The following is a 9,255-nucleotide window of genomic DNA, read 5'->3' as shown; positions in this document are numbered from 1 at the left end:
TGCTTGCCGCTCATGCGCTCGGTATCGGGAGCTGCTGGATCGGGTCAACGGAAGTGGCCTATGAGAACAGGAAGCTCACGGCAGGGTTCCGGATCCCGGAAGGCTACAGTCCGGTCGGCACGATTGTGTTCGGGTACCCGGCTGAATCGCCGGAGGCCCATGATAAGCACCCCGCGAATGTCACGTGGATCCGGTAAGTGCCTTTCCGGTTTCCCCGGGGACGGTTCACGGTGGACCAAACCGGTATTCTCCTTTTGGCACGGTAATTTCGAACCGGGCCCCGTTCCCCGGTTCGCTGGTTTCAGCGATGGTAATACCGGTGATCGAAAGGATCTCACGGGAGAGGAATAGCCCGAGACCGGTATTCTTCCCAAAGCCCCGCTCGAAGAGATGCTTTTTATCTTCAGGGCTGATACCGGCCCCGTCATCTTCATAGCATAAGACCAGCCCGGCACCGGTCTCCTGCGACATGATACGGATCATTGTCAGCCGATCCCCACCATACCTGAGGGCATTGTCGATCAGGTTGTACGAGACCTTCTCGAACAGCGGGTCTGCATAGACCTCAAGATCGGTACGATCGACCTCTGCCTTCACATTCCGCATGGGGAGTGCAGCGACCGCCCGCAGGACTCCAGCCTGGACATTCTGCCATGCAGGCGCGGTGACTCCCATATCCTGATAAGTCCCGGTGAAATTGATCTGCCGCTCGATGGTGTCTGAAATGGTCTCTTCTTTCCGGATATAGCCGGCCACCCGTGAGGTATCATTCAGGGTCTCTTTTGATAATGCAAGATAGGATTTGAGTGCCGAAAGCTGGTTCCTGATATCGTGGCGGGTGATGGAAGAGAGGATGTTGAGTTTTTTGTTGGCCCGGGCAAGGGCATCCTCTGCTGTCTTCCGTTCGGTGATATCGGTGATCACCGAGAGGACTGCCGGTTCGCCGCGATCGCTGATCATGACGCTCTTTACCATGCAGCGCCGGATATCCCCTCCCGGCAGCCGCAACTCAATTTCCCGGGTCGGTAATGATGTATCCCTGGTATGCTTTCGCTCAAAGACTGATTCCACTACAACACTGCTCTTATCGGTGAGGTAATCATAGATCGGTTGCCCGGCAAGGTCTTCGGCGTTCATTCCGACAAGGCGACCTGCCGCGGGGTTGGCGTACCGCATTGTTTTCCCGTCGTGGATAATGACATAATCCGGGAGATTATCCGCGAGGTTCCGGTACCGCTCCTCGCTGGATTTCAGTTCGGTCTGGGAACGGACCATGTTGAGCATCAGGAAAAACCCGGTAGTGAGGATGTCCGTGATGATGGTGGCGACAAAGAAGATCGTATTCCCGCTATCGGTGCTGAACAGGGACTGATCTGCGGGATTGGCCAGCCAGTATGCATCCCTTACGATCTGGAAGATTACCACGGCTATAAGCGTACCCGAAAAAGCGAGCCTGAGCGACCGGCTCTCCGGATCCTGTGGTTGCAGGGCAAATATCGCTGCAGCCATGAGGCCGGCACTGGTTACCACGAATGATATCAGGGTGCGGGGCATGAACCCGTCATTGATGACGGTAAAATAGACATAAAGGAGGCCTGCCGGGATGAGAAGCGTATAGAACACGAGGGGAACCGGCCGCGACCAGATGTAGCGCCGGGTCGCATCAACCCGCATCACGACCGAGAGCATGATCAGGAGATTGGCAATGACGATCGTGATCAGATCGGACACGGATCCCCGGAGCATGAGCAGGAAATACCCGCAGGAGATGACCAACAGGGAAAGCATCCACGTCCTGAACCCGTAATAGGTCTTCTGCGTTTTCCAGAAGGTAAAGAGCATCAGCGTCAGGAACGCATTCAGAAGAAAGATGATCAGAAAAAGCGTCCTGATGTCCGGGGTCCACATGTGTCCAGCCTGCTGCCCGGAAAATCCGTCGGGCTCGTGTTTGGTCTGATAGGAGTGTTTTCCTTCTGGTGTTTAAGATTTTTTGCAGGACCGGTTTAACGAAAAGGACTGAGATAAACAACAGATAATATTCCGCAAATTCCATGTGGCTGCCGCACTGGCCGCTTTCGATCTCCTCTCTTGCGCTGATGACTGGGAGGGGCTATACTCCAGTACCGTTTCCACACCTTTATCTGGGAGGTGCGCCAGATGGAAAGATACACCACAAGGAGAAGATACCATGGCCACCGATCCGGTCTGTTTTATGATAGTTGATGAGGATACCGCCCAGTTCAGGAGCACGTACCGGGATACTGAATACTATTTCTGCTGCAACTACTGCAAGAAACAGTTCGATGAAAACCCGAAGAGGTACAGCCGGCTCGCAAACGATATGACGGTCGATCTGGGATCCGGTTGCTGAACGGACACACGGCCTCTACCCGTGTGTGGAATGCGGCAGCGGAAAACAGATTTTTTGCCGGGCGCAAACATAGGAAGTACCCGGAACGTTTACAGGACTACTGACATGACACTCCCAGAGACGATAGCCGGGACACTGGCCGCAGACAGCCGGTTTTCCCTGATGGCAGAAGCGATCCGGGCCGCGGGGCTTGATACGGTGCTCGACGGGAAGGGGCCGTATACGGTCTGTGCGCCGACCGATGATGCATTCCGGCAGCTCCCCAAAAAGACCCTTGCCGCGCTCATGGCCGACCCCAAGGGACAGCTCTTCCGCATCCTCCAGTACCATATCATGTTTGGGAACCTCTCGTGCAGCACGATAAAGAAACTGAATTACCCCAAGACCCGCCTTGGGATCACCGTCGAGATAACAGAAAAAGGCGGTCTGGTGATCTATGGCGGCGCACCGGTAACCATCCCGGATATCGCCTGCACCAACGGTTTTATCCACGGCATCGGCGGGGTTGTCATCCCCCGGTAACCGGGGGGCCGTGAATTACCCTGATTTATAGCCGCCAGCCTTTTTGATCAGGGTGTTGGTTGATATCCGCGGTGCTCATTGACGGTGGTGCCGCCGCTCCTTCGCGCATCACCATACAACAGCTTATAAGATTTCGTGAGCAATATTTCATCCGTTGAATAGTCCTTTTTAACACTTCAATAAATCAGCACAGGTCCAGCCATGAACCCACCATCCGTCGTCGACAGCATCCTTTCCGCACGCTACCTCCGGAAAGGGGAAAAGAATTTTACCGATATCTGCCGCCGTGTAGCCTCGGCCCTGGCAGACGATGAGACCGAGAAAGCCCGCTTTTATGAGGCGATGATCTCGCTGCGTTTTCTGCCCAACTCGCCCACCCTTATGAATGCGGGCACCGAGATCGGGCAGCTTTCTGCCTGTTTTACCCTCCCGGTCCCCGACTCCATTGACGGGATCTTCGATGCGATGAAGGAGGGGGCGATCATCCACAAAAGCGGCGGGGGCACCGGGTACAACTTTTCGCACATCCGGCCGGAAGGGTCTCCCGTGCAGTCCACGGACGGTGTCGCATCGGGCCCCATCTCGTTCATGCGGGTCTTTAACGCGGCCACCGATGTGATCAAGCAGGGTGGCCGCCGGCGCGGGGCGAACATGGGTATCCTCAATGTCTGGCACCCCGATATCCTCGCGTTTATCGCAGCGAAGACAAAAGAGGGCGATATCTCCAACTTCAACATTTCCGTGATGGTGAACGACAAATTCATGGACCTCGTGGAGAAGCGGCGGTTCGATGAAGTCTGGCTCACCAACCCCCAGTCGGGAGCGAAGGTCACGGTCGGAGCGATCTGGACGGGCATTGTCGAGGGAATCTGGAAAAACGGCGAGCCGGGAATCCTTTTCTACGACGAGATAAACCGGCACAACCCGACGCCCCTGCTTGGGGAGATCGACACGACAAACCCCTGCGGAGAACAGCCGCTCCTTCCGTACGAGAGCTGCGTCCTTGGGAGCATCAACCTTGCCGCCTGCGTCCGTGACGGAACTCTCGATGAGGATCTGCTCCGCGAGACTGCACGGATGGCGACCCGGTTCCTCGATCTCGTAATTGAGAAGAACGTCTTCCCGATCCCGCAGATCGCGGAGGCCACAAGGAGGACCCGGAAGATCGGCCTTGGTGTCATGGGTGTCCACGACGCGATGCTCATGCTCGGCCTTACCTACGATTCCCCTGAAGGGCGGGCATGGTCGGAACAGGTCATGAAACTCGTGACTGACACGGCAGTCGAAGAATCCCACAAACGTGCCGAAAAACTGGGGACCTTCCCGGCATGGCAGGGAAGTATCTGGAATGATTATAAAGTGCGGAACGCTGCGATGACGACGGTCGCCCCGACGGGGACGATCTCGCTTCTCGCCGGGTGTTCGAGCGGTATCGAGCCGGTCTTCTCGTTTGCCTACACGAGGAAGAACACGGTGGGTAAGACCTTTATTATCGTCAACCCGGTGTTTAAGGAAGCACTCGTGCACACCCTGTCCGGGATGGGTTTTGCCGGCGACGAGCGGGCAAAGAAGACCGACGAGGTCATCGCCCACATCCACGAGACCGGGACGATCCAGGACCTGCACTGGCTGCCGAAGGGGTTCCTCGCGCTCTTCAAGACGGCGCTTGATATCCCGTGGCGTGACCATATCCGGATGCAGGCCAGTTTCCAGAAGTATGTCCACGCCTCGATCAGCAAGACCATCAACATGCCCGGTTCGGCGACAAAGGACGACTGCGAGGAGGCGCTCATGATGGCGTGGAAACTCGGTCTCAAGGGGATCACCATCTACCGGACCGGGAGCAGGGACGACGTGGTGCTCGCCTTAAAAGACAAGAGTCCCGCCCTCCAGCCTGCAGCAGTACCTGCCACCGCCGCATCGGCCATACGGGCGGTGCCGGAGAAGCTCCCGACGCTCTCCATCGACCGGCCAAAAGAACTTGCCGGCCGGACGTACCTCTGCCAGTCGGGGTGCTGCCGCCTCTATGTCACGGTGAACCTGCACGAGGGAAATCCCATGGAGGTTTTCATCCGGACAGTCGGGAACGGCGGGTGCGATGCGAACAGCAGCGCCCTTGGCCGTGCGATCAGCACCGGCCTCCAGAACGGCGTGCCCTACAACAAGTTTGTCAAGCAGTTTGCGAAAGTGAACTGCATCTCCGCGATCAAGAACCCCTCCTCGGAAGGCCACTCCTGCGCGGATGTGGTCGGGCGGTGCATTGAGCTCTCGGCGAAAAACCAGAGCATCGCGACCTTGAATGACTGGAATATCAGGAAAACCGGGGAGCAGCGCCTCTGCCCCGAGTGTCACAACCCGCTGGACTTCGGCGAGGGCTGCAACCAGGGGATCTGCAAGCACTGCGGCTGGACCGGGTGCAGCTGATCCCGCCGCTTTTCAACACTCATTTTTTATTATTTTTTTGTGTTCTGTCACGTTGTATTGGTTTTCCGGGAACTCCGGGGTATCCTGTGCAGTTCGGAAGCAGAAGCAAATCGTTTGGGTTTATACTGTATCAACCATAAGGAGATTATTGCGGTGTTTTACGGCAAATGTTCTCGGTGTTATATCTCGATGATGATCCCGCCCTTCTCGATCTCGCAAAGATCTTCCTTGAGATGTCAGGAAATCTGAAGATCGACACTGTTTTGTCTGTTGGGGAGGCACTCGATAAGACACAGCACCGGAACTACGACGGTATCATCTCAGATTACGAGATGCCCGCGATAAACGGCATTGATTTTCTCCGGTATATCCGTCTCCACCATCCCGATCTCCCGTTTGTTCTCTTTACCGGAAAAGGGAGGGAGGAGATCGCCATTGAAGCCCTCAACAACGGCGCCGATTTCTATCTCCAGAAAGGTGGGCCCCCGAAATCCCAGTTCGCCGAACTTGAATACAACCTCATACATGCCATCGACCGCAGACGGGTACGCGAAGACTTAAAAGAGTCCCGGCAGATGATGGCAAACCTGATCGATTTTCTTCCGGATGCAACGTTTGCCATCAATCGCGAGAATAAGGTGATCTCCTGGAACCGGATGATGGAGAAGCTGACCGGGATACCAGCCAGTGCGATCATGGGAACCGAAAATTATCCACAGGTCCTCTCACAGTTTAACGAAAAAAGGATCCCGCTGGTGGATCTCGTACTGAATGGCGATAATGAACCTGCCCACATGGACCAGAACCTGATCCGGGACGGGAACGCGATTATCTCTGAATTCTACAGTCCGGCCATCTATACCGGTAAAGGCGCCCATCTCTGGATGATTGCGTCCCCGCTCTACGATACCGGCGGCACCGCGATCGGTGCGATCGAGTCCATCCGCGACATTACCCGGCACAAAGAGGCAGAGGATAAACTGAGGGCCTCACATGAGGAACTCAACGCGGCGTACGAGCAGCTGACCGCGACGGAGGAAGAACTCCGGGCAAACTACGATGAGCTGACACGGGGCCAGCGGGAACTTCTCGAAAGCGAGGCACGGTACCGGAACGTTGTTGAGGACCAGACAGAATTTATCTGCCGGTTTTTACCCGATGGCTCGCATATTTTCGTAAATGGGGCATATTGCCGTTATTTCGGGAAGAGCCGTGAGGAGATCATCGGCCATCGTTTTTCCCCGGATATTCCCGGAGAAGATCTCCCGCTCCTCAAAGTGCATATGGCGTCGATCACCCCGGATCACCCGGTGCAGACGGTTGAACACCGCATCCGCATGCTAGGCGGGGAGATCCGGTGGCAGCAGTGGTCGGACCGGGCTGTTTTTGACCGTGACGGGAGGGTGACAGAGTTCCAGTCGGTGGGAAGAGATATTACCGACCGAAAGCGCACGGAACAGGCACTGTCCGAAGCGAACAAAAAACTTACTCTCTTGTCCGGTATCACTCGGCATGACATCCTCAACCAGCTCACCGGGCTCGAGGGGTACCTGGAGTTACTCGACACAAAGGTCACGGACCCGGAGGCTAGGACACTGGTGCACCAGGCACTCCAGTCCGGTGAGGTGATCCGCGACCAGATCCTGTTTACCCAGCAGTACGAGGATATCGGTATACAGAGCCCCCGGTGGCAGAATGTTGCTGCCTCCGTACTGAAGGTGTGCAGGGATGGCCGCTTCCGGCATGTGTGTATCGACCCATCCCTTGACGGGATGGAGATCTTTGCCGATCCTCTCGTGAAACTGGTCTTTTCCAACCTGTTTGAAAATGCGCGGATGCACGGGGGTACCGTGACAAAGATTCAGGTCAGCCGTAAGAATACCCCGGAGGGGGCCGAGATCGTGGTTGCCGATGACGGAAAAGGGATACCCCCCGCGGAAAAACAGAAGATTTTCGAGAAAGGATTCGGGTCCCATACCGGTCTCGGGCTGTACCTTGCTCGGGAGATCCTCTCCATCACCGGACTCTCTATACAGGAGACCGGTGAGTATAGCCACGGGGCACGGTTCGCTATCCGTGTACCGGCCGGCATGTTCCGGCAGTCCTCCGGATAATACCGGGTTTTTTCGTCACGAAAATGTGCATACGTGCGATCGGAGAAAGAGTGCAGATTATGATTTTTTCCTGACCCGGTCCCGGTGATTTTACCGGCGGGATCGTGTGGGCCTGATTTTTATCCTATTCCCCGGTATGGCAGACGATCGATTGATTCGCTGGAAGGATTACCGACCCCTTGTGACGGGACTAAAAAAGAGTTGGGGGTTATGTTCAGATGAACAGCGGCGCGAGCACGAGCGTCAGTGTCGCAAGGAGCTTGATGAGCACGTGGAGCGACGGGCCGGCGGTGTCCTTGAACGGGTCGCCGAGCGTGTCGCCGATGACGGCTGCCTTGTGGGCTTCGCTGCCCTTGCCGCCGTGGGCACCGCTTTCAATGAATTTCTTGGCATTGTCCCATGCACCGCCGCTGTTGTTGAGGATCAGGGCAAGGAGAATGCCGGTGATGGTCGCGACCATGAGGAAGCCGGCGAGGGCCTGGTATTTCATGGTGACGCCGATGAAGATCGGGAACCCGATCACAAGGACGCCGGGGACGACCATGTTTTTGAGCGCACCTTGGGTCGTGATATCGATGACGGCTGCATAGTCAGGCTTCTGGGTACCTGCCATGATGGCCGGGTTCTTGAACTGGATGCGGACTGCTTCGATGACCGACTGCGCAGTCTTGGAGACGGCGCGGATGGCGAAACTCGCGAAGAGGAAGACCAGCATCGCACCGAGGAGTGCCCCGACAAAGACGTGGACGTCTGCAAGGTTAACGACATCGAATACCTTGCCGGTCAGCTTGGTAATGTCGGCCATATACGCGTTGAAGAGCAGGAATACGGCGAGGGAGGCACTGCCGATGGCATATCCCTTGGTGAGTGCCTTTGTGGTGTTACCGGCTGCATCGAGGCTGTCCATCCTTTTACGGACTTCCTCGGGTGCTCCGCTCATCTCAACGATACCGCCGGCATTGTCAGCGATAGGTCCGAAAGTGTCCATGGCAAGGACGTACGCACAGACCATCAGCATACCCACGGTTGCAACGGCAGTGCCGTAGAGGCCGCCGTTCGGGATACCGCTCATGGTACCGCACCAGTAGGAGATAATGAGGGAGAGTCCGATGAGGATCGCGGGAATTGCGGTGGTTTCGAGACCGACCGAGAACCCGGTGATGATGTTTGTGGCGGCTCCTGTTTCAGAGGCGTCAGCGATCTCCTTTACCGGGCGGTAGTGGTGGTCGGTATAGAACAGGGTGACCCGGAGGAAACACACGGAGAGTGCAATACCGACGAGGCCTGCATAGAAGAAGTATATCCAGCCGGCTGCAGCTCCAAGGAGCCACTGGACCCCGAAGAAGAGGAAGACCGCGGAGATGATCGCCGTGATGTAATATCCCCGGTTCATGGCGTCCATCGGGTCTGCTCCGTCCTTGCCCTTGACAGAGAGGATACCGATCATACTTGCGAGGAGACCCAGAGAACACATAACTATGGGGAAGAGGATGCCGTTGACACCGAAGATCGGGAAGAGCGCAACACCGAGGATCATGGCACCGATGTTCTCGGCAGCAGTGGACTCGAAGAGGTCAGCACCACGGCCGGCACAGTCGCCAACGTTGTCGCCGACGAGGTCAGCGATGGTGGCCGGGTTCCGGACATCATCTTCTGGGATACCGGCTTCGACCTTGCCGACAAGGTCTGCACCGACATCTGCGGCTTTCGTGTAGATACCGCCGCCGAGCTGGGCGAAGAGTGCAACGAATGAGGCACCAAAGCCGAACCCGATGATGACGAAGGGGGTGGTCTGCGGGTTTGCCCCGAGTGCGATGTACGTCA

The 9,255-nt window shown here is 56.5% G+C and carries 7 protein-coding genes; 5 read left to right on the top strand and 2 right to left on the bottom strand.

Annotated features, from left to right (window positions below; genetic code table 11):
- Positions 1-197: nitroreductase family protein (locus WCE46_RS10210; RefSeq protein ID WP_424733611.1), on the top strand; the 197-nt coding region annotated here is incomplete at its 5' end.
- A gap of 28 nt (positions 198-225) precedes the next feature.
- On the opposite strand, the gene WCE46_RS10205 is transcribed toward WCE46_RS10210, so the two are convergent.
- Positions 226-1,908, bottom strand: coding sequence for a PAS domain S-box protein (locus WCE46_RS10205; RefSeq protein ID WP_424733610.1), 1,683 nt, complete (start codon positions 1,906-1,908; stop codon positions 226-228).
- Between the two features lie 280 nt (positions 1,909-2,188).
- On the opposite strand from WCE46_RS10205, the gene WCE46_RS10200 reads away from it, so the two are divergent.
- The 4 genes from WCE46_RS10200 to WCE46_RS10185 all read left to right on the top strand — a co-directional run bounded on the left by WCE46_RS10200 (position 2,189) and on the right by WCE46_RS10185 (position 7,431).
- A complete protein-coding gene (locus WCE46_RS10200; protein ID WP_424733609.1) occupies positions 2,189-2,371 on the top strand; it encodes a YHS domain-containing protein in 183 nt (60 codons plus the stop codon).
- A gap of 105 nt (positions 2,372-2,476) precedes the next feature.
- A complete protein-coding gene (locus WCE46_RS10195; protein WP_424733608.1) occupies positions 2,477-2,893 on the top strand; it encodes a fasciclin domain-containing protein in 417 nt (138 codons plus the stop codon).
- Between the two features lie 201 nt (positions 2,894-3,094).
- Positions 3,095-5,317 carry an adenosylcobalamin-dependent ribonucleoside-diphosphate reductase gene (locus WCE46_RS10190; RefSeq protein ID WP_424733607.1) on the top strand — a complete coding sequence of 741 codons (2,223 nt, stop codon included), beginning with the start codon at positions 3,095-3,097 and terminating at the stop codon, positions 5,315-5,317.
- Positions 5,318-5,484: 167 nt separating this feature from the next.
- Positions 5,485-7,431, top strand: a complete 1,947-nt coding sequence (locus tag WCE46_RS10185; protein WP_424733606.1) for a PAS domain S-box protein — start codon at positions 5,485-5,487, stop codon at positions 7,429-7,431.
- 214 nt (positions 7,432-7,645) lie between these two features.
- Here WCE46_RS10185 and WCE46_RS10180 read toward each other — a convergent pair.
- The coding region (locus tag WCE46_RS10180; RefSeq protein ID WP_424733605.1) for a sodium-translocating pyrophosphatase at positions 7,646-9,255 on the bottom strand (1,610 nt) is incomplete at its 5' end.

Source organism: Methanoregula sp. (assembly GCF_049690535.1).
In the GTDB taxonomy this organism is placed as follows: Archaea; Halobacteriota; Methanomicrobia; order Methanomicrobiales; family Methanospirillaceae; genus Methanoregula.
The sequence above is the reverse complement of the archived record's forward strand: the minus strand, read 5'-3'. Positions and strand labels throughout refer to the sequence as shown.

Excerpts from the sequence above, each read along its gene's own strand:
- WCE46_RS10190 (WP_424733607.1), top strand. The coding sequence starts at position 3,095 with ATGAACCCACCATCCGTCGTCGACAGCATCCTTTCCGCACGCTACCTC.
- WCE46_RS10200 (WP_424733609.1), top strand. The coding sequence starts at position 2,189 with ATGGCCACCGATCCGGTCTGTTTTATGATAGTTGATGAGGATACCGCC.
- WCE46_RS10205 (WP_424733610.1), bottom strand. The coding sequence starts at position 1,908 with ATGTGGACCCCGGACATCAGGACGCTTTTTCTGATCATCTTTCTTCTG.
- WCE46_RS10195 (WP_424733608.1), top strand. The coding sequence starts at position 2,477 with ATGACACTCCCAGAGACGATAGCCGGGACACTGGCCGCAGACAGCCGG.
- WCE46_RS10185 (WP_424733606.1), top strand. The coding sequence starts at position 5,485 with ATGTTCTCGGTGTTATATCTCGATGATGATCCCGCCCTTCTCGATCTC.